Genomic DNA, 25,532 nt, shown 5'->3' with positions numbered 1-25,532 from the left:
TCAGGCGCGCTGGCTGGAAACCGAGATGATTTCCCCGGTCAGGTAGCTGGAGTAGTCGCTGGCCAGGAAAGCGATGGTGGTGGCGATCTCCCACGGCTCGGCGGCCCGGCCGAACGCCTCGCCGTCGGCAAGCCGGTCCAGCAGTTCGGCCGAGCTGGTCTTCTCCAGGAACTTGTGCCGGGCGATGGACGGTGAGACAGCGTTGATCCGCACTCCGTACTCGACCGCCTCGATCGCGCTGCACCGCGTCAGGGCCATCACGCCGGCCTTGGCCGCCGCATAGTGCGACTGGGAATGCTGTGCGCGCCAACCCAATACACTGGCGTTGTTGACGATCACCCCGCCGTGCTCGACGTCGCGGAAGTAGCGCAACGCCGCCCGGGTCGCCCGCATCACCGAGTTGAGCGTCACGTTCAGGACGCGGTCCCACTCGTCGTCGGTCATGTCGATCACCGGGGTCTGCCCGCCCAGCCCGGCGTTGTTGACCAGCACATCGAGCCGGCCCATCTTCGCCACGGCGGCTTCGAAGAGCGCGTCGACCGCGGCGGTGGAGGTGACGTCGCAGACCACCGCCTCCACCCGGCCCAGTCCAAGGCCGGCCAATTCATCGCGGGTCTCGGAAAGCCGGCGCTCGTGGTAGTCGGAGACGACGACGTCGGCGCCTTCGAGCAGCGCACGCCGGGCGGTGGTGGAGCCGATCCCGGTGCCGGCGGCCGCGGTCACCAGCACCGTCTTGCCCGCCAATAGGCCGTGCCCGGCGATCTCTTCCGGCGCCTTGGACAGATCCGCAACCGAGCTCATCCCTTTACCTCCCGGGGTAGGCCGAGAACCCGCTCGGCAATGATGTTGCGCTGAATCTCGTTCGACCCGCCGTAGATGGTGTCCGAACGGGTGAACAGGTAGAGCCGCTGCCACTCGTCGAACTCGCCGTCGGCGAGCACCATCGAGTCGCGCCCGATCACATCCATGGCGAGCTCGCCCAGGTCGCGATGCCAGTTGGCCCACAACAGCTTCGACACGTTGTCTTGACCCGGCTGCTCGACATCCATGGTGGCCAGCGCGTAGGACCGCATGGCGCGCAAACCCACCCAGGCCCGGGTCAGCCGCTCCCGGATCAGCGGGTCTTCGGCGGCGCCGTTACGCTGCGCCAACTCGGCAAGCGCGGAAAGCTCACGCGCATAACGGATCTGCTGGCCCAGTGTGGACACGCCGCGCTCGAAGGTGAGGGTGCCCATCGCGACCTTCCAGCCGTCACCGGGCTCGCCGACCACCAGGTCGACGTCGGTGACCGCGTTGTCGAAGAACACCTCGTTGAACTCCGAGGTGCCGGTCAGCTGCACGATCGGGCGGATCTCCACGCCGGGCTGGTCCAGTGGCACCAGCAGATACGACAGTCCGTTGTGCCGCTTGGAGCCCTTTTCGGTGCGGGCCACCACAAAGCACCATTGCGACAGGTGCGCCAGTGAGGTCCACACCTTCTGGCCATTGATCACCCAGCGTTCGCCGTCCAGCGCCGCGGTGGTGGCCACATTGGCCAGGTCGCTGCCGGCGCCGGGCTCCGAGTAGCCCTGGCACCACAGCTCGGTGACGTTGCGGATGCCGGGCAGGAATCGCTGCTGCTGCTCGGGCGTGCCGAAGGCGATCAACGTCGGCCCGAGCAGCTCCTCACCGAGATGGTTGACCTTGTCGGGCGCGTCGGCGCGCGCGTATTCCTCGTAGAAGGCCACCCGGTGGGCCACCGACAGGCCGCGCCCACCGTGCTCCACCGGCCAGCCCAGGCAGGTCAGCCCGGCATCGGCCAGATGACGGTTCCACGCCATCCGCTCTTCGAAGGCCTCGTGTTCGCGCCCGGGGCCGCCGAGGCCTTTGAGCTTGGCGAACTCCCCAACCAGGTTGTCGTCCAGCCATGCGCGGACCTCAGCCCGGAACTCCTCGACTGCTTGCACCCCTGTAGGCTAACCTACCAAGCACTTGCTCGGCTACGAGCCGTCGAGCCCGAGGAGCCCGCGCCGGAGTTCCGGGACGGGAAGGAGCCGCGCCGATGAGTTGCGCCGGCGACGACGCGGTGGGGGCACCCCGGCGAGGGGGACGGAGGGATAAGGAGGAGTGGTGCCCATGAACACAGCACCGCAGACGACTCCTGCGGCCCTGGACCACATCGCGCGTGCACTCCCCGACCATGACGCACTGATCGCAGACGACACCCGGTTCACCTACGCCGAACTGCGCCGGCACGTGCGGCGCGCCGCCGCCGCGCTCATCGCGCACGGCGTGGCACCCGGCAACCGGGTCGCGCTGTGGTCGCCCAACACCTGGCATTGGGTCGTCGCCTGCCTGGGTACGCACTATGCCGGTGGCGTGCTGGTGCCGCTGAACACCCGCTACACCGCCTCGGAGGCCACCGACATCCTGGCCCGCAGCGACGCCAAGGTCCTGCTCGGGATGGGCCGCTTCCTCAAAGCCGACCGGCTCGCCGAACTCGACCGCGCAGCGTTGCCGGCGCTCGAGCACGTCGTCCGGATACCGATCGACGCGCAAGACGGGACCTGGGACGAGTTCATCGCCACCGGTTCCTCGATAACCGACGATGAGATCGACGCGCGGGCGGCGGCTGTCAGCCCCGACGATCTGTCCGACATCCTGTTCACCTCGGGCACCACCGGCCGCAGCAAAGGCGTGCTCTGTGCACACCGGCAGTCACTGGCCGGTCCGGCGGCGTGGGCGGCGTGCGGGCAGATGACCGCGCAGGACCGCTACCTGTGCATCAACCCGTTCTTCCACAACTTCGGCTACAAGGCCGGGATCCTGGCCTGCCTGCAGACCGGCGCCACCTTGATACCGCAGCTGACCTTCGACCCGGCCGGTGCGCTGCGCGCCATCGAGAAGCACCAGATCACCGTGCTGCCCGGCCCACCCACGATCTACCAGACCCTGCTAGACCACCCCGACCGCGACCGCCATGACCTGAGCTCGCTGCGGTTCGCGGTCACCGGGGCCGCCACGGTTCCGGTGGTGCTGATCGAGCGGATGCAGACCGAACTCGACATCGACATCGTGCTCACCGCCTACGGGCTGACCGAGTCCGGCGGGTTCGCCACCATGTGCCGCGCCGACGACGACGCCGTCACCGTCGCCACCACCTGCGGGCGCCCGATCGCCGACTTCGAGCTGCGCATCGGCGAATCTGGGGAAGTGCTGCTGCGCAGCGCCAACATCATGCTCGGCTACCTCGACGACGCAGAGGCCACCGCCGCGGCCATCGACGGCGACGGCTGGCTGCACACCGGCGACGTCGGCACCGTGGATGCGGCCGGGAACCTGCGGATCACCGATCGGCTCAAGGACATGTACATCTCCGGCGGCTTCAACGTCTACCCGGCCGAGATCGAGCAGGTGCTGGCCCGGCTCGAGGGGGTTGCCGATGTGGCGGTGATCGGGGTGCCCGATGAACGCCTCGGCGAAGTGGGCCGGGCGTTCATCGTGCGCCGGCCCGGGGCGGAGTTGGATGAGCAAAGCGTGATCGGCTACGCCCGTGAACATCTGGCGAATTTCAAGGCGCCGCGATCGGTGACCTTCGCCGACTCCCTGCCGCGTAATCCCGGTGGCAAGGTGGTCAAACATGAGTTGAGAGAGTGGACCTGAATGGACCTGAACTTCGATGACGAGACCGAAGCATTTCGCGCCGAGGTCCGCGACTTCCTGGCCGCGAATTCCGACAAGTTCCCGACTGAGTCCTACGACACCGCCGAGGGTTTCGAGCAGCACCGTCGTTGGGACAAGGTGCTTTACGACGCCGGCCTGTCGGTGATCGCCTGGCCGAAGAAATACGGCGGGCGCGACGCCAGCCTGCTGCAGTGGGTGGTGTACGAGGAGGAGTACTTCCGCGCCGGCGCACCGGGTCGGGCCAGCGCCAACGGCACCTCGATGCTGGCGCCGACACTGTTCGCACACGGCACCGAGGAACAGCTGGACCGGATTCTGCCGAAAATGGCGTCCGGCGAAGAGATCTGGGCGCAGGCCTGGTCGGAGCCGGAGTCCGGCAGCGACCTGGCGTCGCTGCGCTCGACGGCCACCAAGGTCGAGGGCGGCTGGAAGCTCAACGGGCAGAAGATCTGGAGTTCGCGCGCCCCGTTCGGTGAGCGCGGCTTCGGGCTGTTCCGCTCCGACCCGGAAGCGCAGCGCCATCACGGGCTGACCTACTTCATGTTCGACCTCAAAGCCGACGGGATCACCGTGCGCGCCATCGAGCAGCTCGGCGGGGAGACCGGTTTCGGCGAGATCTTCCTCGACGACGTGTTCGTGCCCGACAACGACGTGATCGGCGAACCGAACCAGGGCTGGCGCGCCGCGATGAGCACCTCGAGCAACGAGCGCGGCATGAGCCTGCGCAGCCCGGCCCGCTTCCTCGTGAGCGCCGAGAAACTGGCCGCGCTCTGGCGCGAGCACGGCAGCGACCCGGCGTTTACCGCTCCTGTCGCCGACGCCTGGATCAAGGCGCAGGCCTATCGATTGCAGACGTTCGGCACCGTGACCCGACTGGCCGCCGGCGGTGAGCTGGGCGCGGAGTCGTCGGTGACCAAGGTGTTCTGGTCCGACCTGGACGTCGCGCTGCACCAGACCGGCCTGGATATCCGCGGCGCCGACGGCGAGCTGGCCGACGCCTGGACCCACGGCTACCTGTTCGCACTCGGCGGCCCCATCTACGCCGGCACCAACGAGATTCAGCGCAATATCATCGCCGAGCGGCTGCTGGGCCTGCCCCGGGAGAAGAAGTGAAATTCGATCTAGACCAAGAACAGCGCGACTTCGCGGCCAGCATCGACGCCGCCCTCGGTGCGGCCGACGTGCCCGGCGCTATGCGCGCCTGGTCGACCGGTGACACGGCGGCCGGCAAGCGGGTGTGGAATCAGCTGTCCGAACTAGGCGTCACCGCCTTGACCGTGCCCGAGGAGTTCGACGGCATCGGCGCCCACCTGGTCGATCTGGTGCTGGCCATGGAAGCGCTGGGCCGCTGGTGCGTACCGGGGCCGGTGGTGGAATCCATTGCGGTGGCACCGGTGCTGCTGGCCGGCGCCCCCGATGCCGCTGAGCGGCTGGCACCATTGGCCGCCGGTGAGCTGATCGCCACCGTGGCGCTGCCGCCGCACACCCCGCGGGCCGTGGACGCCGAGGCCGCCGACCTCGTTCTGCTGGCCGAGGACGGCAAGGTCAACCAGGCCCAGGCCGGTACCCGCCACGCCTCCGTGGACCCCAGCCGCGGCGTCTTCGACGTCACCGCGACCGGCGAGTCGTGGGATGCCGACACCGCCCGCGCGTACGAGGTCGGGGCACTGGCCACCGCGGCACAGCTGATCGGCGCCGGGCAGGCCATGCTCAACACCGCCGTCGACTACGCCAAGCAGCGCACCCAGTTCGGCCGGGTGATCGGCGGCTACCAGGCGATCAAGCACAAGCTGGCCGACGTGCACATCGCGATCGAGCTGGCCCGCCCGCTGGTGTACGGGGCCGCCCTCTCGCTGGCTGATGACTCCCCCGACGCCGTCCGCGATGTCAGCGCGGCCAAGGTGGCCGCATCCGACGCCGCTCTGCTGGCCGCGCATTCGGCGCTGCAGACCCACGGCGCGATCGGCTTCACCAGCGAGTGCGACCTGTCGCTGTGGCTGTTGCGGGTGCAGGCTCTGCGCCCGGCCTGGGGTGATGCTACCGCCCATCGGCGGCGAGTGTTGGAGGCGATCTAAGTGGCCCACAACGAAGAACGCGACCTGCTGCGTCAGACCGTCGCCGCACTGGTCGACAAGCACGCCGGCCCCGAAGCGGTCCGGACCGCGATGGAGTCCGAACGCGGCTACGACGAGACGCTGTGGCAGCTGCTGTGCGAGCAGGTCGGTGCCGCCGCCCTGGTGGTGCCCGAAGAGCTCGGTGGGGCCGGAGGCCAGTTGGGCGATGCCGCAGTCGTTCTCGAGGAGCTCGGCAAGGCGCTGGTGCCCACGCCGCTGCTGGGCACCGTCCTGGCCGAGCTGGCACTGCTGGCCTCCGAGAAGCCGGACACCGAGGCCTTGGAGCAGCTGGCGGAAGGCAGCGCGATCGGGGCGGTCGTCTTCGGTGACGAATACGCCGTCAATGGTGATGTCGCCGATATCGTCGTCGGCACCGACGGCAGCCGGCTCACCCGCTGGACCGGCTTTCGCGCCGAGCCGGCGGTCACCATGGACCCCACCCGCCGACTGGGCCGGATCACCGCCGAGCAGACTCAGGACATCGGAACCGACCCCGGCATAGCCGACTACGCCGCGATCCTGCTGGCCGCCGAGCAGATCGGCGCGGCCAGCCGGTGTCTGGACTTGACCGTGCAATACACCAAGGACCGGGTGCAGTTCGGCCGACCGATCGGCAGCTTCCAGGCGCTAAAGCACCGGATGGCCGATCTGTATGTGGCGGTCTCGGCTGCTCGCGCCGTCGTCGAGGACGCCATCGCAGAAGCCGAAACCGCACCGTCGCCGTCGTCGGCCGCACTGGCCAGAGTCGTTGCCAGCGAGGCGTTCTCCAAGGTGGCCGGCGAGGCGGTGCAGTTGCACGGCGGCATCGCGATCACCTGGGAAAGCGATATCCAGCTGTATTTCAAACGTGCGCACGGTAGCTCGCAGCTGCTCGGCCGGCCCGCCGAGCACCTGCGCCGGTTAGAGGCCGAGGTGTTCTAGAACTCCCGTACGGTGGACACGTGTGTACCCGATTGGTTTACCTGGGGCCCAACGGCAACATCATCACCGGACGCTCGATGGACTGGAAGCTGGATCTGGCGACCAATCTCTGGGCGCTTCCGCGCGGAATGCGGCGGACCGGTCAGGCCGGGCCGAACTCCGTTGAGTGGACGGCGAAGTACGGCAGCGTGGTGGCCACCGGCTACGACATCTGCACCACCGACGGCCTGAATGAGGCCGGCCTGTCGGCCAACCTGCTGTGGCTGGCCGAATCGGAATACCCCTCCTACGACCACTCCCGGCCCGGGCTGTCGATCGCAGCCTGGGCACAGTATGTGCTGGACAACTTCGCCACTGTGGCCGAGGCCGTCGCCGCCTTGAGCGCCGAACCGTTCGTCGTGGTCACCGATGGCGTCCCCGGTGAGGACCGCCTGGCGACCCTGCACCTGTCGATGTCGGATGCCGACGGAGACAGCGCGATCGTGGAATACATTGGCGGCGAACAGGTCATCCACCACAGCCGCGACTATCAGGTGATGACGAATTCGCCGATCTTCGCTTCTCAGCTCGCGGTCAACGCCTACTGGGAGCAGCTCGGCGGCACCGTCATGCTGCCCGGAACCAACCGGGCGGCGGACCGGTTCGCGCGGGCCTCGTTCTACGTCAACGCCATCCCCAAGTCCGAGGATCCGAAGATCGCGCTGGCGTCGGTGCTCAGTGTGGTGCGCAACGTATCGGTGCCGTTCGGCATCTCCACTCCCGACGAGCCCAACATCTCCTCGACCCGCTGGCGCACCGTCGCCCACCACACCCGCTCGCTGTACTGCTTCGAATCCGCCCTGACGCCCAACGTGTTCTGGGTGGACCTGAAGAAGCTCGACTTCGCGCCGGGGGCCGCGGTGCGGAAACTCGACCTCGGTTCCGATGACAGCAACGTCTTCGCCGGTGAGACCTCAGCGGACTTCGTTGTCGCCGAACCGTTCTCCTTCCTCGGCATGAACACGTGAGGTCGGTTCGCCACGCTCGGCGACTGGCCGGCGCCGCGCTGTCGGTAGGTCTGGCTACCGTGATGCCGGCCGCACCGGCGGTCGCGGAACCGGTGCCCCAGTGGTCGGGACTGGACGCGCGCGCCTATGCCGGCAGCATCCCCGCCGCAGGGAGCCTGATCACCTCGGTACCGCTTGATCCAGTATTGTCGGTGACCGGCGCCGCCAACGCATTTCGCATCCTGTATGCCACCGTCGATCAGCACGATCGGCCCGCGGTGAGCACCGCGGCGGTGTTCGTGCCGCGCGGCGCGGCACCGGCCGGAGGCTGGCCGGTGATCGCCTGGGCGCACGGCACCGTCGGTCTCGGTGACGACTGCACGCCCTCGGCGCTGCCCCGCCGTCCGACGCCACCGGCGGCCATCAGCTACGCCTCCTACATTCTGGCCGCCCTGCGTGAGGCCCGCCCCGACCTGGGAATCGATCAGGTGTTGACCCCGCGGGGACGGGAGCTGGCCGACATGGCGCAGTACCTGTGTAAACCCGCGCTGGATCACCAGTCAGCCGGCGCAGCCGTCAACGACTTGTTCAGTGCCCCGATCGACACCCTGCCGAGCATCGCCAGCGTCCTGGAGGCGTTCATGGGCACTCCGGTCGACGGCTACGACCGGCCGATCTTCTTGGGCCAGGGCATGCTGGACACCGACGTGCCGCCGCTGTCCACCCAGACCCTCTACCAGCAACTGCTCGACCATCATCAGGACGTGGAGTTGCACCTGTACCCCGATCAGGACCATTCCGGCACCGTGATCGCCTCGATGCCCGACTCCACCCGCTTTTTGCACCGCGTCATGACGGAGGAAAGCCCATGACCGATCGTGTCGCGCTGCGCGCCGGCATCCCCCCGTTCCACGTGATGGATGTGTGGCTGGCCGCCGCGCAGCGCCAGCGCAGCCACGGCGACCTGGTGAACCTGTCCGCCGGGCAGCCCAGCGTCGGGGCGCCGGCACCGGTGCGCGCTGCTGCCGCCGAGGCTCTGCAGGCCAACCAGCTCGGCTACACCGTCGCGCTGGGTATCCCGGAGCTGCGCTCGGCCATCGCCGGCTCGTATCAGGATCGCTACGGCTTGACCGTCGACCCCGACGACGTGGTGGTGACCACCGGCTCGTCGGGCGGCTTCCTGCTGGCGTTTCTGGCCTGCTTCGACGTCGGGGACCGGGTGGCGATCGCCAGCCCCGGCTACCCGTGTTACCGCAACATTCTGACCGCGCTGGGGTGCGAGGTGGTCGAGATCCCGTGCGGGCCGGAGACCCGCTTCCAGCCCACCGCGGCGGCGCTGGCCGAGATCCCCGGGCCGCTGGCCGGGGTGATCGTAGCCAGCCCGGCCAACCCGACCGGGACTGTCCTGGAGCCGCAAGAGCTGGCCGCGATCGACCGCTGGTGCGACGACGCCGGTGTGCGGCTGATCAGCGACGAGGTCTACCACGGCCTGGTCTATGACGGCGCCCCGCAGACCAGCTGCGCCTGGCAGACCTCCCGCAACGCGGTGGTGGCCAACAGCTTCTCCAAGTACTTCGCGATGACCGGCTGGCGGCTGGGCTGGCTGCTGGTGCCGCCGGCGCTGCGGCGCGCGGTGGACCGGCTGACCGGCAACTTCACCATCTGCCCGCCGGTGTTGGCCCAGTACGCGGCGGTCGCGGCGTTCACAGCGGAGGCGATCGCCGAATCCGACGGCCACCTGCGCCACTACGCCGCCAACCGGGAGCTGCTGTTGGGCGGGCTGCGAGACCTGGGCATCGAGAAGCTGGCGCCGACCGACGGGGCGTTCTACGTCTACGCCGATGTCGGTCAGTACACCGACGACTCGCTGGCGTTCTGCGCGCGATTGCTCGCCGACACCGGTGTCGCGCTGGCGCCGGGGGTCGACTTCGACACCGAGCGCGGCAACACGTTCGTCCGGTTGTCGTTCGCCGGCCCGACCGCCGATATCTCCGAAGCGTTGCATCGAATCGGCGGGTGGCTGGCGCTCCGGTAGGTTTACTCACAAGCTCGACCGACCGAAGGGACCACAGCAATGCGCACAACCACGACTTCTCGCCTGGCGATCGGCGCGGCAGCCGTCGGCATCCTCGGCGCGGTGGCCGCCTCCACGACCGGAACCACCGCGCCAGCCGACGCCGCGCCGGCGCCCTGCACCGCTGCCGGCTTGAGCACCACCGCCAGCGGCGTGCTGAGCCAGGCCGGTGGCTTCCTCAACGACCACCCGGAGGCCAACGACGTGCTGACCGCCGCGGCCACCATGCCCGCGGACCAGGCCAAGTCCTCGGTGCAGGGCTACTTCATCGGCCACCTCGACCAGCTGTCGACCCTGCAGGGCATCGCCGCACCGCTGACCGACCTGAAGAACCAGTGCGGCATCGCGGTCTCCCCGACCCAGTTGGCCATGCTGCTGGAGACCGTCAGCAAGTAGATCCGCCATGGGCCTGGCGATCAGCGACCACGAACGGGCCGCGCTGGCCCAAGCCGCCGGCTTCGGCCTGTTCGCCGCGATCACCGGACGCCGGTCCCGGCGGTTCCCGGTCGGCGGCGCCATTCCGGCCGGCGCGCTGGCGTACACCAGCCGGCGGCCGGTGCAGCCGCTCTCGGAGGTGGAACGGGCGCTGCTGCTCTCACTGATGGCCGGGGTCACCGGCTGGCACGACGGCATCGCGCACCATCCCGGATACGCCCCGGCGCTGCCCAATTATCCCGGCAGCGCCACCGGCCGGGCAATGCCGTCGGCGGCGGGCTTTCACACCAGTCAGCTGTTCTTTACCGACGACACCGGCTGCTATCTGCTGCCCACCCGCGACCAGCAACCGCGGCAGCTCGACACCATCGAGGATTGGATCAGCCACACGGCGGATTCCTATGTGCGGCTGTCGGATTCTCGCTTGGAGCTGCCCGGCGAGGAGCCCTACATGGAGGGCCACAACACCTGGATCGGCAACCATCCGGGCAGCCTGCTGGCGTTCGCCGTGGCCGATCTGGCCGAGCATCTGCTGGAGAACCTGTGGTTCTTCGCGGCCAACGGCTACCGCATCACCGATGACATCAACGGACGTGATATCCCTGGCCTGCAAGCGTTTTCGCATTTGGCGCACGCGGATGATCCGATCCCGCTGTCGTTCGTGGAGCAGTACAGCCTGACCGAGGCCAGCGCCGAGCTGTCCATCGCCGCCCACAATGGGGCGCTGGGGTTGCAGGCGATGGGCTTGGGCGGCTGGATCTTCGACGGGCTGGACCGGGTGTCGGTGCTGCGCGCCCTGGGGTTCGTCGCCGATGACGACCCGCGCTGGCCGTTGCCGAATGTGACCGGGCTACCCGGCCATTTCGAGACACTGAGCCCGCCGCATGTGGCGTCGATGGCCGAAGGCGTGGCCAAGCTGGTGGCCCGAAAGTTCGGTCCCGGCGGACCGTCTCACGCCGACACCCCCGGTCCCTGGTCGGCAAGCCCGGCGGTGCGCGGCTCGGCGCTGCCGCCGGATGGTATCGCCGAGCTGGTCACGCTGCAGGCGTCATATATCTACGACACCTTCGGCAAGCTTCCCGGCACGGTGCCGACGGTGCACGTCTTGATGTATCTGCAGGCCCAGCACCTCGACACCGACTTCTACGACGAGTTCTACGGCCCCGGTGCCTATCTGCGCACCCACGCCGGGCACCAGCAGCGCTGGCACGGCTGATCCGCCATCCCGGCTTGCAGGTCGGGTTACTGATTCTGCCGCGCAGCTTCTCGGCGAGTAACCAAGCTCGCAAACGTGAGAACCCTAATCGAGGACTGTGATCTGGCCTGTATCGCCATTTACTTCGACCAGTTGCCCATCCCGAAGCACGCGCGAGGAAATTTCGGTCCCGACGACGGCTGGGATACCGAACTCTCGAGCTACGATCGCAGCGTGCGACATCATGCCGCCAATATCGGTGACTATGGCTGCGGCAGTGGCGAAAAACGGTGTCCACCCGGTGTCGGTCACCTTGGCCACCATGACTTCACCTGACTCGAGCTCATCATCTGGTGACCGCAGCACTCGCACCCGCCCGCGCACCACGCCCGAGACTGCGGGCACGCCAGAGATGACGGATTCCACACCTTCGGAACGTGATACCGCGGTCAGGTCCATCGGCTGGCTGAACCGCAGTGGCAGGTCGAACTTGGCGAGCCGCTCGTGCTCTTCGCGGCGCCGAGAAGTAATCGTCGCGAGTTCGGTGCCGCAACCAAATAGCTCGTCGTATCTGAGGTAGAAGACATCGAGACCTGACATGAGTAGACCGCGCTCCGTCAGCCGGCTACCCCATTCCCGCAGGGCCAATCTCAACTGATGCGTCAAGCGCATCACTGCGTCACGGCAGCGTTCACGCTGCCCCATCGTCAACCAGCTGAGTTTGGTCAATTGCCTGCCGAGGAAATCGAGCCTCGGGATATCGACCGGCACGGGTCTGGCGTCGGCGGCGCCGGCAATGGCCCGCAGGAGAAGAACGGGCTCGTCGGCGTATACGGCGTTGGCCAATTCGGTCTCGCCTGGACCGCGGTGTCCGGCAGCATCAAGCAACTGCTGCACCAGCTCGGCAAAGGGCGGGTCTCGGCGCTGCAACTCGTGCCAGCTGTCAGACCGAACGCTCGAAAGCACCGCAACGACTTCCGGCCGGTATCCGGACATAGCCGCCAACTCTCGGACACCACGCAGTAGGCGTGAACTTGCCAACCCCGGTGAGCTCTGTGTGCGCTGCGCCGCGGCCCCGGAGCCATACCGGCGTTCCAGCACGGAGGTCGGCGCGCTGACCAGGAAAGTGCACAACAAGCCGACCTTCCACCCGTCGATGCAATCACGCCATAGAGTATCGATTCGGACGCGTAGCCGCTCGTCGGTCAGATCGCCGAGTGATGTCTGCACAGAACAGATTTCATCTGCGCGCGTCTCGACGTCGCGAACGGCTGTCGAGACACCCAACAGACGAGGCCCGGCGACGGCAGCAAACTTCACGTATCGAGGTACATCGCGAAGACTGAATTTCGGGCGAACGTAACCGGCCGGATACGGCCGACCGTTGATCTGGTGCTCGAAGTCCTCTGCGGTCTGACCGGGAATCGCCGAGGCCATCTCCCGGAGCACACTGACATTTTGATAGAACCGGTGACCGAACACGCCCAGTTGCCTGCGCCGCACGTTGTCGCGCAATTGCTCGTTCAACGGGAGCAGCAACGCGACTTGGTCAGCACCGGTGAACAGCGCGTCGCCGATCAGTTGCAGCGACAACGGGGTCATCGGCCCCGGAAAGGCCTCGGCGAGGTTGGCGCAGGTCCACTCCGGATATCCGGGGTCGGCTTGTCGCGTGTCCAGCTCTCCCGACGGTTCGCCTGATATCACTTCGACGGAGCGACCTTCGGTGTCACCTTGCGCGGGCAGGAACGGACGCGCTCGATCCAATTTAGTCGGTCTGCGGATCTCCTTCATGCCGAGGACGAAGTGGCTGGTCGCATGCCGCCCTTGGTCCGCGATGGCCTCGGCAGAGGAGTACCCGAGTTGGAAACGGAATTCCTCCCTCAACCGAGTTGTATCGGCAATCGGCCAGTGGAGGAACATGTCGAACAGTTCCGGAGCCGACCGCGCTACCGGCGTCAACTTGCTGATTAGGCGTACAGCTGGCACCAAACCGCCGGGCGGCGTGGGAAACCCGGGCCGACGCGCCAGTTGAGCGACCTGACTCCAGGTGAGCACATCGTCAGCCGCCAGGTTGACTGCACCGACGGCGGCACTGTCACATGCATGGGCGAAGAACCGCCCTACATCGTCCTGGTGGATCATCTGAATCTTCGCACCACCGAGAGTGGGGATCATCAACTGCCGATAAACATTGGCTGGGGCATTGTGCGCTTCACGCCCGACGACCACCGTCGGGCGCACACGGACTGCCTCGACCCCCGACTCGACGACGCATCGCTCGGCTTTCGCTTTGTGCCATTCATACACCAAGCCGTGGGCAGGAGCTAGCTCCTCGTCCTCGTGCCACGGCTGCGGGTGATCTGCATGAGCACCGTAGGCGGTTACCGACGAAGAAAAGACCAAGCGCCGACAACCAGTATCGCCCATTGCGCGCAGCACATTTCGGGTTCCACCCATGTTGACCGGCTCGGCTTGTTCATGGGTGATCGATCCGCTGAGTGCCCACGCCAGGTGCACCACGGTGTCGCAGCCGCACATAGCCCGCCGGACCGACTCTCCGTCGGCGATGTCACCCGGCACGAACCGGGCACCCCTAGGCAGAGTGTCCGGTTCGTGGCGGGCAAAGACGACGACATCGTGGCCTGCGCGTACGAGCCACTTGGTGGTCGCGGCACCGAGAGCGCCGGTGCCCCCGGTGACCAACACACGACCATTCGAACTCACTAAATCTCCTGTAGCTCAGTCGTTTACTGCGCCATCAAAAGACGGGACCTTGCTCTCCCGGATCCGATCACCGAATGTCTCCAACCAACTGAAGCCCAACCGCACCTTGCGGTCGTCACCGACGCGGCGGGTGTGCCCGGCCTGCGCTCGGTAGCCGCCCCACCGGGCTGCCGTGAATTCGGAGAGTTTGCCCCCCTCTTCCAATTCGAAGGTCCACTCCTGGCCACTGGACATCTTCCATCGAGTGCGCTGCGCCCAATCGTCGTCACCGAGGTCGATGCCTCCGGTGACGCCGCTGTCCATCACGACGGCACCGTTCTGGTCCGCCACACCAGCGAAGTTGAAGCCCTCGCGGCCCAAACACAGGTGCCCCCATTCGATGGTCCCGTCGTCGTACTCGTTGGCGTACGCTTCCCAGCCCAGTTGCAGGTCCTTGAACACGCGGAATTCTTTCCAGTCGTAGCCGGCCGGCCAGTAAGAGTGGTCCCAGAACACAAACCCCTCGACATCGTCCCCCAGCACAGTGCCATTGACCTTGTACAACTCGCTGATATATAGGATCGGTTCGCGCTCGTCTGGCGCGTAGATCTGGACACCAGGACCGACGAGCGCTCCGTCGAGCGACAACAGGTCACCTTCGCTCCACTCGAACTTGCCGGGTGTGCCCTCAAAACGGAAGGCGCCGCCCGAGTCTCCCACCTTCTCCATCATCGCCCCGTGGAGCAGGATCCGATCATCGGAATACTCTCGTTTTACCTCACCCCGAACGGTTTTCGCAGAATCAGGTTCGATGGCCACAGAGCCGCCGCGGGCGTTCATCAGCCATAGCCCAGCAGTCATCGGACCAATGAACTTGCGCTCGAAGACGTGTAGCGTTCCGTCAGCTTCGCGCCATCCCCCGTAGAAGTAGACGACCTGCTCGGCAAGGCCGAACGGGGTGTTGTACGGGTGATGCACGCTTATGTCTGGTGTGTACGACGCCGTCAAGGCGCGGTGCTGAAACGATCCGATGTCTGATGCCATATTCCTTGTTCTTCCTAGCTCTTGGCTGATGAGTGCCTGATCCGCACGGCGCTGGCCACGGTCACCTCTTGGGATACCTCGCCGCGGCGTGCGCCGAGGTCAGCTTATTACCGACACATTGTGTTGGCAATAGCTGATCCGGCTAGTATTCCGCACAGCCCACTTCAGCACCGCATACGTAGAGGGATACCGATGCCCAAGCAGGCCGACGCCGCCGATCCGTCGGACTCCCCCGAATCCGACACGCCGCCGGGCGAACCGCGACGACGGCGACGGCCCGGTGGTGGACGCCGGCGCGACCCCGGCATTGACCTCCGGGTTCTCGTGGCGGCCCGCCAGACCTATGCCGAATTCGGCTGGTCGGGATTCCATTTCGATCGGGTCGCCAAAGCTGCGCAAGTGAGCCGTGATGTCATTTACCGGCGGCACTCGGACCGCGAAGCGCTTCTGCTCGATGCGCTCGCAGATGCAGTTCTTCCTGTCGTTGACGGTCGTGGCCCCGTGCGTGAGCAACTGATGCGGTACGCGCGTGATATCTACCGCTACTTCACTTCGGCCGAAGGTATCGCCAGTCTGCGCATCCACTTGGAAGCCCAGCAGTTTCCGCAGCTATACCACGCCTATCGGGAACGCGTCGTCGACCCGAATTTTGTCGTCAACGTGGCCGCGCTCGACGCCGCTGCACACCACGGCGGACTTCGCGAAACCGCCGACCCCGTGGCGGTTTTGGAAGCCATCGGCGGAGGCGTCCTCATACACGCACTCTTTAGCCAGCATGCCGGAGCCGCGCCCGAGGCCACGGCGCCGAGTGAAGACCAACTCGAGGCGACGCTGATGAACTTCGTCAACCTCGCACTCGACACCCCACGGACTTAGCGGGACCGGAGCCGCTCAAAGTCATTCGGCGTGATGCGTCGTCTCGATATAGCTAACTAGGTTACTATTTTGACCGCGCGATTCACCACACCGGCGGGTCGAAGTACAGACACAACAACCCGGAGGCCGACCGAGGTATGACAACGTACACGGGCAAGACCATGTTCATCTCGGGCGCCAGCCGGGGCATCGGTCTGGCCATCGCCAATCGGGTTGCAGCTGAGGGCGCCGATATCGCCCTGCTAGCGAAGACCGCCGATCCGCATCCCAAGCTTCCTCCTGGTTATCAGGCATCGTCGACGACCATGGCCGGGGCTTTCTGATGGGCGCGCGGGTCGCGGTGGTCACCGGCGCAGCAAGCGGCATCGGTCGCGTTGCGGCAACCCGGCTTGCCGCCGACGGCTGGGCCGTGGCAGCGGTCGACCTGCCCGGCGCCGCACTGGAGCGGGCTGCCAGTGAGCTCGGAGCCACCGCTTTCCCGTGTGATGTCTCCGATGCCGAGCAGGTATCGATGGCCGCCGATGCGGTGCGGGCCCGAGTCGGTGCGATCGATCGATTGGTCAATGCCGCCGGAATTGCGACTGCCGGCCGCATCGATGCACTTGCACCTGAACAATTCTCCCGCACCATGGCTATCAATTACTTGGGCACGGTGCACTGGGTGCAGGCGGTGCTGCCGGACATGCAACGCCAACGCCGCGGTGAAATCGGACTGATAGCGTCGATGGCGGGCTGGATGCCGTCGCCGCAGATGGGCGCCTACACCGCCACCAAATTCGCCGTAGTCGGCCTCGCCGAGACGTTGGCCATGGAACAACGGCATTCCGGTGTCATCGTCCGCTGCGTCTGTCCAATGGCGGTGAAAACGCCAATGCTCGATGACATTCTGGGCCAGGGCCGTCATGAACGCTTACGGCGGTTGGTGCCCCTCATCACCCCGGAGAAGGTGGTCGACGCACTGGACAAGTCACTGGCCAAACGCGGCGGGAAGGTGATGGTCTTGCCCGATCTGTCCAGTGCGCTGGCGTGGCGGGCGCGCCGATGGACCCCAGGCCTGCTAACCGCCGCGCTCAGTGTTACCGAAACTGCGTAACCAGAAATTCCACGTGACCCCTGGCGCTCTCGGCATGCGACGAATCGGTCCGTCCGCTGCAATCGACGATGGCTCATAGGTCAAAGCGGCGCGGCGTAGTCGGCGGGCCGCCGGCATACTTGCTCGCGGGTTCCGGCGAAGAACCCCGGTTCCCCGACGGCCTACAACGGGATCCGTTGTGGGCGAGGAGCCATTCGGTCAAGGATCGAGACGAACGCCGGCGAGCTGATGGGGCGGTAACTCTCGCACACGGTCGTGCCACGAACTGCCGGCTGTATCGCAAAGATCCAGCGGGTAGTGACTCCGCTGAAATTTCGCCGCGGGCGGCGATCAGCTTGTAACGTCTGCTGACAGCAGCGCATCCACCGAACCGACGCCCTCCTCGCGGAAACGCTCCATGAATGTTTCCCCCCAGGAGAAGGCTACTTTCACGTCTCGACCCTCGCCGTGGCGCATAATGTGGCCGGCCTGCGCACGATAGCCGCCCCAGCGCGCAGCGGAGAACTGCGACATCTGCCCCCCGGGCTCCAACTCGAATATCCAGGTCCGGCCGTCGTGTGCCTGGTAACCGATGCGCTGAGCCCAGTCCTCGGGATCGGGGTCGATTCCGCCGGCCGTGTTGACGTCCATGACCACCGGGCCGTGCTCGTCAGCGACGGCCACGAAATTGAAGCCCTGACGTCCGATGGCCACCTGACCCCATTCGACATGCCCGTCGTCGAATTCGGTCGCGAATGCCGACCAGGACAGCTGAATGCCGTTGAAGATCTGGTATTCCTTCCAGTCCCGGCCGTGCGGCCAGTAGCCGTGGTCCAGGAACACGAAACCATCGACGGCCTCACCGAGAACCGATCCCGTGACCTTGTACAGCTCACTTGTGTAGAAGAACGGCTCCTCGTGGTCGATCGAACCGATCTGAATTCCCGGCCCCACCAAAGTGCCGTCGAGATCGAGCACGGTTCCCTCACGCCAGCGCATGGCACCGGGTGTAAGCCGATAGTCGAGGCCCTCCTCAGGCGCACCACCAGCCTTGCCGAGCAGCGACCCATGCAAATGGTGCTGGGTGTCGGAGTACTCGCGCTTTACCTCACCGCGCACAGTCTGCAGCGACTCCGGCGCCAACGTGACCTTGCCCGACCTATTGGTCATCATCCACAGGCCCGCGGTCATTGGACCGCAGAACTTGCGCTCAACGATGTGCAAGGCGCCGGACTCGTCACGCCATCCGCCGTACAGGTACATCGACTCTTCGGTGAGGCCGAGGGGCCGTGCGGTGGGCAAGTGCATGGCGAGGTTCGGCTGGTAGCAGCTGACCGAGGTGGCGAAGTTGAGGTCGCCGACTGCGGGACCGGCTGTCATGGATTACTCCTATCGATGTGTGAATGATCAGTTATCAGAAGCGGTTTGCCACCCGACGTACTTGACGGTGGTGTATTCGAGGACGCCTTCCTGCCCGACCTCGCGGCCGATACCCGACTGCTTGTAACCGCCGAACGGCGCCTCATTGGACGACGCTGTCGCATTGACGCGCACTTGGCCCGCACGAATGCGGCCGGCCAGCTGCAGTCCGAGCGCGGTGTCCGCCGTCCAGACCGCACCGACCAACCCGTAGGGGCTGTCGTTGACGATCCGAACCCCCTCGTCGGGCTCACCGCTGTACCGAATGACCACGACCACCGGCCCGAAGATCTCCTCGCGAGCGACCGCCATATCGTTGGTCACATTGGTCAGAAGTGTTGGTTCCAGATAGAATCCGCCGTCCGGGACGCCTGCGGGGCGTCCGCCGCCGAACGCGATGCTGGCACCATCGGCGACAGCCTGGCGCACGGTGGCTTCGATGCGTTCCCTGGCCGCTGCGGAGATGACCGGTCCCATCAGGACCTCGGGATCGTCGGCCGGGCCGACCCGCACCCGCTGCAGCGCCGCAACCAGGGCCGCAACCACGCTGTCGTGCAGCGGGTCGGGCACTACGATCCGTGTCAGCAGACCGCAGCCCTGCCCAGCGAGGGTGACGAACCGCAGGACCGCCGCCACCAATGATGGAATATCCGCGTCGGGCAGGGCAAGCAGCGCGGACTTGCCGCCAAGCTCCAGCAGGGTGTGCTTGAATGTCGCGCCGGCCGACTGCGCGATCGCTCGGCCCACGGCGGACGACCCGGTGAACGCCACCATGTCGACCCGCGGATCGGCGACCATCGCCTGACCTACATCGGCGCCACCGGTGATCACGTTCAGCACGCCCGCGGGTACACCGGCCTGCACCGCCAGCTCACCGAGCAGCAGCGCACAGCTCGGCGCTTCCGGGGCGGGCTTGAGCACCATGGCGTTGCCGGTCGCCAGTGCCGGTCCGACCTTCCACAGGTTCAACAAGTGCGGTGCGTTCCACGGCGTGATCGCGGCCACCACGCCCCAGGGTTCGCGCACGACCCGTTGCCCGGTCGTCGGCGGGCCGGCCAACTGCGGCAGCTCTCGACCGAGTTCGACGCCCGCCCGCGCCACCATGTCGCGGTAGTGATCCATCGGCCTGGTCACCTGACCCGGGCCGGCGATCTTGCGGCAGGTGCCGACCTCGGTTTCCACGAATCGGGTGAAGTCGGCAGTATGGGCATCGACCAGATCGGCGAGGCGCTGCAATACCCGGCAACGATCCTGGGCCGGCAACTGCGACCAGCCGCCATTGTCGAAGGCCCGGCGAGCCGCGCCTAGTGCGGCATCCAGTTCGGTGAGCCCGCCCATCGGCACGGTGCGCACCACCGCACCGGTGGATGGGTCGACGATATCCGATTGCGCCCCAACCGAATCAACCAGCTCGCCGTCGATCAGCAGGCGGCTGCCGATGATCTCGGTCGAGCTCATCGAGGCGCTCCGGCGGGAAAGGCCACCGGCATGGTCTTCACGCCGCGCATCATCAACGGCCCGTGCGGTTGATAGTCGTAGCTGTCCGCCAACGCGACTCCGGGCAGGCGCTCCAGCAGCACTTCCAGCGCAATAGCCGCTTCCAGCCGCGCGAGCGACGAGCCGATGCAGAAGTGCTCGCCGAATCCGAAGGTCTGATGGGTCCGGTTTCGCGCCGCTGGGCGATCCATGTCCCATTCATAGGGGCGCTCCAGCCCCTCGATATCGCGGTTCGCGTGTCCAACAGCGTTGCACACCAAAGTTCCCGCCGGAATAGTTGCGCCGGCCAGTTCAGTGACGACGGCGGCTTTGCGCGGCACCCAGTACAGCGGCGGGTCGAAACGCAGCGTTTCCTCGACCACATTCGGTATCAGCGTCGGTTCGGCGATCAGGCGCTGCCACCGGGATGGCTCCGACAGCAGTTGATGCAGCATTGATCCGATCAGATTGGCGGTGGTGTCGGTCCCCGCGAGAATCAGCATGCGCACCAAGGCAACCAGCTCATCGGTCGTGAGGCGGTCTTCCCCGTCATGGACTTGGATGAGTTCACTGAGCAGATCCCCGCCCGGGGATTCGCGGCGTTCGTCGATGATGCCAAGCACATAAGCCCGCAAGTCCGGGTCCGATTCTGCATAACCGCTGGAACCCGGGCCGGCAGCGGTGATCGCGTCATCGGCCCACTGCACGAACTTTGAGCGGTCCCCCTCCGGGATACCGACCAGCTCCGCGATGACCATGGCCGGCAGCAGGAACGCGAATTCCTCACACAAGTCCGCAGTTCCACGCGTGATGAAGCCGTCGACGAGTTCGTGAGCGATGGCGTAAGTGGGCAATTCGAGCTTCTTCACCGCCCGTGGCGTGAACGCCTTGACCACCAGCTTGCGCATGCGCGTGTGCTCGTCACCGTCGAGATGGACGAGGCTGGGCTGGGTTCCGGGTTCCGGCGGGCGAAGTTCGTTGAGAAAGGACTCCGAGTCCCTGAACACTGCCGACACATTCTGGGCGCCGGTGATCACCAGCGCACCGCCGGGAGCCGTCAGAACCGGACAGCGCGCCGCGGCCTCGCGCAGCGGTGTATACGGGTCCAATACCGGTGTGAAAGGGTCGAATTGGGTCGTAGTGGTGACATTCTGCTCGGACATTGCTACCTCGCCTCTCGGACTGTGGTCATGGTCGATCATGAATGGTGATAGCCGACTCCGGACACGCCTCGGCGCCTGCGATGGCCTGCGCCGCCAGATCGGCGGTAATCTCAGCTACCGGCACCACGCAGTACCCTTCGTCGTCGGGCTGGTAGACATCCGGGCCCCAGGTGTAGCACTGTCCGTGGCCCATGCAGCGCTCGGGATTGACCGTCACCTTCATGGCGACACCGCTTCGGTTGCACCCACCCGCGCGCGCAGGTCAGCCTGAGTGGCTGGCGTGAATCCCCGTTTGGTGATCAGATCCACCGCGCGATCGACCATCTCGGCATTGGTGGCGTCAGGGTACGCCCACGGGCAGTCGCCGACACCGACGCGAATTCCCAGACCGCGGTCGAGCGCGCGTTCCCACAGCTGTTCGCAACGCTGCGCCGAACTCATCGCGTAGGGCACCACCACGGTCTCGTGGTCGATGCCCTGGGGAATGCGCGAGATCAGGAAATCGATGACGTCCGGATCGGGATCATTGTTGGACACCCAGCGGTCAGAGAAGAACAATTTGATGTTCAACGGTTGACGCAGAATGCCGATTCGCGCGGCCAGGGTCACCCACCTCATGTCCGCTGCGTTGAACACCGCGATATTCGGCACCAACCCGAGGTCGGCGAAGCGATCCAGCTCGGGCGGGTAGGGCGGATTCGAGTTATTCGGATCATCGGGACCGAAACTGACGACACCGAATCGGTTTTCGTCTTCCAGCCAAAGCACACGTTTGATGTGCTGCACCGGGTCAAACGGAGCCAGCAGCAGCTTGGTCCCTGCCGGCGGTCGCTCGGCCAGAGACCAGATGTGCTCGAGACTGCCGTGGTAGCTCGGGTATGCCAGCGGGTCGACCTCGCGCGCCGCGGAGGCGAGCACCGTGCGCGAGATCTCGTCATCAACCCAGGCTTGGGTCCCGTCGTCATTGCGGGCGTGGAAGTGCACCGCGGTGGCGCCGTGCCGGATGCACTCGACGATGTTGCGTGCGGTTTCCTCGGCACCGTAGGGAATGTTGGGGTTGTCGTCCTTGCTGACCACCTCGTTGACGCCGACCTCAAGGTAGACCTTGCCGTCATCGCGAAAACTCATGACGCTCCTTCGATCTGCCGCTCGATATGGTGAATCTCGTTGTAAGTTCGCAGTTTCCATTGCCCGTCGGGGGCAATCGTGATACGGGTGACCGAGCCGTAGCGCGGTTCGACCAAGGGTGCCTGCACGTCGCCGAGCGCCTTGGCCACACATGCGGCGATCACCCCGCCGTGGCAGAAGATCGCCGCCACACCCGACGGTGTTGCTCGCGCCACGCGTGCGACCGCGGCCGCGGCCACCCGTCGGAACTCGGCGTAGATCCGAGCCATCTCAGGATCTGCCAACGAATTTCGCCACACCTCGAGTCGTGGATCGGCCTCGGCGATCATGTCCTCGATCGGGACGTAGTAGTCGGCACCGTTGTCGAACTCGGCGAGGTCGTCATGGATGTCGACGGTGATCCCGAGCTTGTCGGCCGTTGGTGCCGCCGTCTGCTGAGCACGCGTCAAGTCGCTGCTGGCGATCACACTAACCGGCAGCAACTTCATCACCTCGGCCACCGCGCGGGCTTGCGCCAGCCCGCTCTCGCTGAGCTGCGGGTCCGGCCTGGTCACACCCTCGACCCGCAGCGGCAGCCCGTGACGTACCAGCGCGACGTCGATACCTTCACCGGCCGTGCTCATCGGCGCACCAATAGTGCCGCTCCGGCGGTCGGACCTCCGCCGACCCCGACCGCAACTGTGTCGGGCCGACCGGCTTGACGATCGCCGCCGCGGTCGGCCAGCTGCACACAGGCCTCGTGCAGCAGCCCACAGCCGTGCAGCCGTCCGCCGGAGAGCTGGCCGCCGCCGGTGTTCAGCGGCAGTGGCCCGTCCAGCGCGATCCTCTTGCCGCCTTCCAGGAAGGTCCCCCCCTCACCCTTGTCGCAGAAACCCAACGCTTCCAACCACATGAGCGGCAGGAACGAGAAGCCGTCGTACAGCTGCACCTGATCAATATCGGCCGGGGTCAGATCGCTGCGCTCCCACAGGTGCGCCGCGGCGTCCCAGGCGGCCATCTCGGTCATGTCCGGCCACTGATCCCACAGCGGTCGGTGCCGCATGGCCCAGCCGATGGATTCGATGCCGATCGACGGATGCGGACCGTCGTCGGCGGTAGCGATGTGGGACACCACGAAGGCCACCGATCCGTCGCACGGGGCGTCGCAGTCATACATGCCGAACGGCGTGCTGATCATCCGTGCCCCGAAGTAGTCCTCAAGAGTAATCGGGGTGCGGTAGACCGCGTTCGGATTGCGGCCGGCGTTACTTCGGTTATTGACCGCGATGGTACCCAGATGCTCACGAGTGGTGCCGAATTCGTGCATGTGACGCTGCGCGTACAGGGCAATCCAGTTCACCGGCGAGTGCGCGTCGAACGGGGCAAGCCAGCGCCGGAAGCCCGATACCGCGGCGTTGGCGTTGCCGGACAGCGCCGCGGCGCGGCCCGCGGCGCCCTGTGCCGATGCCTCACCAACGGTGCGATAGACCAGGACGTGCCGGGCCAGCCCGGTGGCCACGGCCAGGCATGCGGAGAAGAACCCGCCCAGCTGACCGCCTTCCGGGCCGCCGTATTTCCAGTTCGTGACCAGCCCGAGGGCAGCGTGCACGTCATCCGCACCGGGGCCGGCCAAGCCGGGGGTATCGAAGCCGCCGCCGGGGAACGTTGCCAGCCCGTCGATCTCATCGCGGGTCAGACCGGCGTCGGCGATTGCCGCCAGACAGGCGTCCACGGTGAGCGCCATCTCGCTGGCCGGCAGTCGGCGCCCCACCTGTGAAGATCCGAATCCGCGTATCACCGCTTGCTGTTCGGGGCGGGTCATCGCGGAACTCCCTCCGCTGCGGTGAAGAGCGGCGCGTACAGACCGTCGCCCAGAGGCTCGAACACCACCCGCACCCGCATGCCGACGGCCACCTGGTCGACCGGCATCGCGACCATACGGCTGACGAAACGCAGGCCCGATTGCTCGTCGAGTTCGACGACGATCACCGCGTAGGGCTCGATCAGGTGCGGCAGCCAGGGCTGGTGGTTGATGGTCGCCGAGTACACGGTGCCATACCCGCTGACCGCCTCGAAGTCCACCTCACGCGAGAGGCAGTGCGAGCAAACCGGATTCGGCGGATGCTGCCAGCGCCGGCAGCTGCCGCAGCGCTGCATGCGTAGTTGACCGTCCGCCCCCGAACGCCAGAACTCCATCTCGTCGGGCGTGGGTACCGGCTGCAGCAGCGGACCGACTCCGGTGCGGTGCTGGTTCTGATCTTCCGAACTCACCTGCCGATGATCCGTCCGGTCGATTCCCAGGCCTTGATCGCCGGTGGGAAGAACTCGTTGTACGAGTGGTAGACCACCGGCGTGCGAGTCTCCCCTGCACGCCGCAGGTAGCCCTCCGATGAGCGGTAGAAGTCGTGGCCGGAAGCCTGATCGGGCAGTTCGCCGTCGTCGACCGCGGACCACTCCCAGTCGGTGCCGTCGACCTCGTAGTACATGTGTTCCGGAAAGGTATCGGACTTGTACTTGATGTCGCGTGCCGCGACATCTGATGTGCAGTGCAGCACCTCGCCATCGCCGGTTGCGATCAGCGAGAAGTTGAATCCGTCGGCGCCGTAGCAGATGTGGCCCATCTCGATCGACCCGTCGGCGTACTCGGTACCGAACGGCGTCCAGGCCAGCTCGACGCCCTTGAAGAAGTCGCTGTTGCGCCAGGTGACACCGGGCGGAAGGTAGCACTGGTCCAGCCACAGGAAGCCTTCACCGGACTTACCGAAAGCGGTACCGGAAACCCGGTGCTGTAGTGAGGTGTAGAGCAGCGGGGTCGGGCCGCTGGGCACGTACACCTGCATGCCCGGACCGATCCGGCGGCCGCTGAACTGCAGCTCCTCTCCTTCGCGATAGCGCAGTTCGGTGCCGGTGCGCACCAATTCGAAGGGCTGACCGGTGGCGTAGCCGGATTCGGCCGGCTTGCTGGCCATCCGGTAGGTGTCGTCGTCGACGGTGGTAATGACCGGTCCCCGGAAGAACTCGCGACCTTCGGGCATGGCGACCTTTCGCAGAGCGCCATCCCGAGATTCGTTGCAGGTGAAGTGGAGTGTGCCCTCTAGGCCCAAGACGGTCCGGTAGGCGAAACACAGCTTGTCTTCTGCGTCACGGAAGTTCAGATAGAACCACGTGCATGACAAGGACAGCCCGAAGTAGGTGCGCGTCGGGTCAGCGTCGGCCGCGACGGGCTCAAAGGTGCCGACCAGGGTTCGATGACCGAATTCTCCTTTTTCTGACATGTTCTCGCT

The 25,532-nt window shown here is 66.2% G+C and carries 24 protein-coding genes and 1 pseudogene; 12 read left to right on the top strand and 13 right to left on the bottom strand.

The features are described 5' to 3' along the window. Positions 1–801 carry a (5R,7aS)-5-hydroxy-7a-methyl-1-oxo-2,3,5,6,7,7a-hexahydro-1H-indene-carboxyl-CoA reductase gene (gene ipdF / locus A5771_RS16110; RefSeq protein WP_064856160.1) on the bottom strand — a complete coding sequence of 267 codons (801 nt, stop codon included), beginning with the start codon at positions 799–801 and terminating at the stop codon, positions 1–3. Then, complete coding sequence (gene ipdE1 / locus A5771_RS16105) at positions 798–1,946, bottom strand: acyl-CoA dehydrogenase IpdE1 (protein WP_064856159.1); 1,149 nt, start codon at positions 1,944–1,946, stop codon at positions 798–800. The genes ipdF and ipdE1 overlap by 4 nt, the downstream gene beginning before the upstream one ends. Before the next feature lie 169 nt (positions 1,947–2,115). Here ipdE1 and fadD3 point away from each other — a divergent pair, with 169 nt between their 5' ends. The 9 genes from fadD3 (at position 2,116) to A5771_RS16060 (ending at position 11,409) form a co-directional block, all read left to right on the top strand. Then, complete coding sequence (fadD3, locus tag A5771_RS16100; RefSeq protein ID WP_064856158.1) at positions 2,116–3,642, top strand: 3-((3aS,4S,7aS)-7a-methyl-1,5-dioxo-octahydro-1H-inden-4-yl)propanoate--CoA ligase FadD3; 1,527 nt, start codon at positions 2,116–2,118, stop codon at positions 3,640–3,642. Beyond that, positions 3,643–4,776: an acyl-CoA dehydrogenase family protein gene (locus A5771_RS16095; RefSeq protein WP_064856157.1), complete on the top strand. Its 1,134-nt coding sequence runs from the start codon at positions 3,643–3,645 to the stop codon at positions 4,774–4,776. Beyond that, complete coding sequence (locus tag A5771_RS16090; RefSeq protein ID WP_064856156.1) at positions 4,773–5,738, top strand: acyl-CoA dehydrogenase family protein; 966 nt, start codon at positions 4,773–4,775, stop codon at positions 5,736–5,738. The genes A5771_RS16095 and A5771_RS16090 overlap by 4 nt, the downstream gene beginning before the upstream one ends. After that, positions 5,739–6,698, top strand: coding sequence for an acyl-CoA dehydrogenase IpdE2 (ipdE2, locus tag A5771_RS16085; RefSeq protein WP_064856155.1), 960 nt, complete (start codon positions 5,739–5,741; stop codon positions 6,696–6,698). It abuts the gene before it with no gap. A gap of 20 nt (positions 6,699–6,718) precedes the next feature. After that, positions 6,719–7,705: a linear amide C-N hydrolase gene (locus A5771_RS16080; RefSeq protein ID WP_064856154.1), complete on the top strand. Its 987-nt coding sequence runs from the start codon at positions 6,719–6,721 to the stop codon at positions 7,703–7,705. Between the two features lie 62 nt (positions 7,706–7,767). Beyond that, positions 7,768–8,556, top strand: coding sequence for an alpha/beta hydrolase family protein (locus A5771_RS16075; protein ID WP_064856153.1), 789 nt, complete (start codon positions 7,768–7,770; stop codon positions 8,554–8,556). Continuing rightward, positions 8,553–9,719 carry a pyridoxal phosphate-dependent aminotransferase gene (locus A5771_RS16070; protein WP_064856152.1) on the top strand — a complete coding sequence of 389 codons (1,167 nt, stop codon included), beginning with the start codon at positions 8,553–8,555 and terminating at the stop codon, positions 9,717–9,719. Before A5771_RS16075 ends, A5771_RS16070 begins: the two co-directional genes overlap by 4 nt. Before the next feature lie 39 nt (positions 9,720–9,758). After that, on the top strand, positions 9,759–10,154 hold the full coding sequence (locus A5771_RS16065) for a heme-binding protein (protein WP_064856151.1): 396 nt from the start codon (positions 9,759–9,761) through the stop codon (positions 10,152–10,154). A 7-nt stretch (positions 10,155–10,161) separates the two neighbouring features. Further along, positions 10,162–11,409 (top strand): hypothetical protein, encoded by a 1,248-nt coding sequence (locus tag A5771_RS16060; protein ID WP_064856150.1) that lies wholly within the window; start codon positions 10,162–10,164, stop codon positions 11,407–11,409. An 84-nt stretch (positions 11,410–11,493) separates the two neighbouring features. On the opposite strand, the gene A5771_RS16055 is transcribed toward A5771_RS16060, so the two are convergent. Next, positions 11,494–14,094: an NAD-dependent epimerase/dehydratase family protein gene (locus A5771_RS16055; protein WP_234783081.1), complete on the bottom strand. Its 2,601-nt coding sequence runs from the start codon at positions 14,092–14,094 to the stop codon at positions 11,494–11,496. Positions 14,095–14,127: 33 nt separating this feature from the next. Next, a complete protein-coding gene (locus tag A5771_RS16050; RefSeq protein ID WP_064856148.1) occupies positions 14,128–15,135 on the bottom strand; it encodes a hypothetical protein in 1,008 nt (335 codons plus the stop codon). A gap of 192 nt (positions 15,136–15,327) precedes the next feature. On the opposite strand from A5771_RS16050, the gene A5771_RS16045 reads away from it, so the two are divergent. The 3 genes and pseudogenes from A5771_RS16045 (at position 15,328) to A5771_RS16035 (ending at position 17,104) form a co-directional block, all read left to right on the top strand. Next, complete coding sequence (locus tag A5771_RS16045; protein ID WP_064856147.1) at positions 15,328–16,011, top strand: TetR-like C-terminal domain-containing protein; 684 nt, start codon at positions 15,328–15,330, stop codon at positions 16,009–16,011. A 137-nt stretch (positions 16,012–16,148) separates the two neighbouring features. After that, positions 16,149–16,289, top strand: a pseudogene (locus A5771_RS16040) (SDR family NAD(P)-dependent oxidoreductase); the annotation flags it as partial. Positions 16,290–16,333: 44 nt separating this feature from the next. Further along, a complete protein-coding gene (locus A5771_RS16035) occupies positions 16,334–17,104 on the top strand; it encodes an SDR family NAD(P)-dependent oxidoreductase (protein ID WP_013830656.1) in 771 nt (256 codons plus the stop codon). 330 nt (positions 17,105–17,434) lie between these two features. Here A5771_RS16035 and A5771_RS16030 read toward each other — a convergent pair whose 3' ends face one another. The 9 genes from A5771_RS16030 to A5771_RS15990 are packed head-to-tail and all read right to left on the bottom strand — an operon-like array spanning position 17,435 to position 25,523. After that, positions 17,435–18,463 (bottom strand): hypothetical protein, encoded by a 1,029-nt coding sequence (locus A5771_RS16030; RefSeq protein ID WP_064856146.1) that lies wholly within the window; start codon positions 18,461–18,463, stop codon positions 17,435–17,437. A 27-nt stretch (positions 18,464–18,490) separates the two neighbouring features. Beyond that, positions 18,491–19,960 carry an aldehyde dehydrogenase family protein gene (locus tag A5771_RS16025; RefSeq protein ID WP_064856145.1) on the bottom strand — a complete coding sequence of 490 codons (1,470 nt, stop codon included), beginning with the start codon at positions 19,958–19,960 and terminating at the stop codon, positions 18,491–18,493. Further along, on the bottom strand, positions 19,957–21,141 hold the full coding sequence (locus A5771_RS16020) for a cytochrome P450 (protein WP_064856144.1): 1,185 nt from the start codon (positions 21,139–21,141) through the stop codon (positions 19,957–19,959). Before A5771_RS16020 ends, A5771_RS16025 begins: the two co-directional genes overlap by 4 nt. A 25-nt stretch (positions 21,142–21,166) precedes the next feature. Beyond that, positions 21,167–21,364, bottom strand: a complete 198-nt coding sequence (locus A5771_RS23430; protein WP_064856143.1) for a ferredoxin — start codon at positions 21,362–21,364, stop codon at positions 21,167–21,169. Continuing rightward, complete coding sequence (locus A5771_RS16010; protein ID WP_064856142.1) at positions 21,361–22,269, bottom strand: 3-keto-5-aminohexanoate cleavage protein; 909 nt, start codon at positions 22,267–22,269, stop codon at positions 21,361–21,363. The genes A5771_RS23430 and A5771_RS16010 overlap by 4 nt, the downstream gene beginning before the upstream one ends. Beyond that, positions 22,266–22,892 carry a histidine phosphatase family protein gene (locus A5771_RS16005; RefSeq protein WP_064856141.1) on the bottom strand — a complete coding sequence of 209 codons (627 nt, stop codon included), beginning with the start codon at positions 22,890–22,892 and terminating at the stop codon, positions 22,266–22,268. The genes A5771_RS16010 and A5771_RS16005 overlap by 4 nt, the downstream gene beginning before the upstream one ends. Further along, positions 22,889–24,070 carry a thiolase family protein gene (locus tag A5771_RS16000; RefSeq protein ID WP_064856140.1) on the bottom strand — a complete coding sequence of 394 codons (1,182 nt, stop codon included), beginning with the start codon at positions 24,068–24,070 and terminating at the stop codon, positions 22,889–22,891. The genes A5771_RS16005 and A5771_RS16000 overlap by 4 nt, the downstream gene beginning before the upstream one ends. Continuing rightward, positions 24,067–24,519 carry a Zn-ribbon domain-containing OB-fold protein gene (locus A5771_RS15995; RefSeq protein ID WP_207545463.1) on the bottom strand — a complete coding sequence of 151 codons (453 nt, stop codon included), beginning with the start codon at positions 24,517–24,519 and terminating at the stop codon, positions 24,067–24,069. The genes A5771_RS16000 and A5771_RS15995 overlap by 4 nt, the downstream gene beginning before the upstream one ends. Further along, positions 24,516–25,523 carry a hypothetical protein gene (locus A5771_RS15990; RefSeq protein ID WP_064856139.1) on the bottom strand — a complete coding sequence of 336 codons (1,008 nt, stop codon included), beginning with the start codon at positions 25,521–25,523 and terminating at the stop codon, positions 24,516–24,518. Before A5771_RS15990 ends, A5771_RS15995 begins: the two co-directional genes overlap by 4 nt. Positions 25,524–25,532 lie beyond the last annotated feature (9 nt).

It is taken from the genome of Mycolicibacter sinensis (assembly GCF_001667375.1).
GTDB lineage: Bacteria > Actinomycetota > Actinomycetes > Mycobacteriales > Mycobacteriaceae > Mycobacterium > Mycobacterium sinense_A.
The sequence above is the reverse complement of the archived record's forward strand: the minus strand, read 5'-3'. Positions and strand labels throughout refer to the sequence as shown.

Bases quoted from the DNA above. Each gene is read 5' to 3' on its own strand.
- A5771_RS15990 (WP_064856139.1), bottom strand. From the start codon at position 25,523: ATGTCAGAAAAAGGAGAATTCGGTCATCGAACCCTGGTCGGCACCTTT.
- A5771_RS16035 (WP_013830656.1), top strand. From the start codon at position 16,334: ATGGGCGCGCGGGTCGCGGTGGTCACCGGCGCAGCAAGCGGCATCGGT.
- A5771_RS16075 (WP_064856153.1), top strand. From the start codon at position 7,768: ATGCCGGCCGCACCGGCGGTCGCGGAACCGGTGCCCCAGTGGTCGGGA.
- A5771_RS16065 (WP_064856151.1), top strand. From the start codon at position 9,759: ATGCGCACAACCACGACTTCTCGCCTGGCGATCGGCGCGGCAGCCGTC.
- A5771_RS16000 (WP_064856140.1), bottom strand. From the start codon at position 24,070: ATGACCCGCCCCGAACAGCAAGCGGTGATACGCGGATTCGGATCTTCA.
- A5771_RS16005 (WP_064856141.1), bottom strand. From the start codon at position 22,892: ATGAGCACGGCCGGTGAAGGTATCGACGTCGCGCTGGTACGTCACGGG.
- A5771_RS16010 (WP_064856142.1), bottom strand. From the start codon at position 22,269: ATGAGTTTTCGCGATGACGGCAAGGTCTACCTTGAGGTCGGCGTCAAC.
- A5771_RS16025 (WP_064856145.1), bottom strand. From the start codon at position 19,960: ATGAGCTCGACCGAGATCATCGGCAGCCGCCTGCTGATCGACGGCGAG.
- A5771_RS16020 (WP_064856144.1), bottom strand. From the start codon at position 21,141: ATGTCCGAGCAGAATGTCACCACTACGACCCAATTCGACCCTTTCACA.
- ipdF (WP_064856160.1), bottom strand. From the start codon at position 801: ATGAGCTCGGTTGCGGATCTGTCCAAGGCGCCGGAAGAGATCGCCGGG.
- A5771_RS16030 (WP_064856146.1), bottom strand. From the start codon at position 18,463: ATGACAGCCGGTCCCGCAGTCGGCGACCTCAACTTCGCCACCTCGGTC.
- A5771_RS16095 (WP_064856157.1), top strand. From the start codon at position 3,643: ATGGACCTGAACTTCGATGACGAGACCGAAGCATTTCGCGCCGAGGTC.
- A5771_RS16070 (WP_064856152.1), top strand. From the start codon at position 8,553: ATGACCGATCGTGTCGCGCTGCGCGCCGGCATCCCCCCGTTCCACGTG.
- A5771_RS16060 (WP_064856150.1), top strand. From the start codon at position 10,162: ATGGGCCTGGCGATCAGCGACCACGAACGGGCCGCGCTGGCCCAAGCC.
- A5771_RS23430 (WP_064856143.1), bottom strand. From the start codon at position 21,364: ATGAAGGTGACGGTCAATCCCGAGCGCTGCATGGGCCACGGACAGTGC.
- A5771_RS16050 (WP_064856148.1), bottom strand. From the start codon at position 15,135: ATGGCATCAGACATCGGATCGTTTCAGCACCGCGCCTTGACGGCGTCG.
- A5771_RS16045 (WP_064856147.1), top strand. From the start codon at position 15,328: ATGCCCAAGCAGGCCGACGCCGCCGATCCGTCGGACTCCCCCGAATCC.
- fadD3 (WP_064856158.1), top strand. From the start codon at position 2,116: ATGAACACAGCACCGCAGACGACTCCTGCGGCCCTGGACCACATCGCG.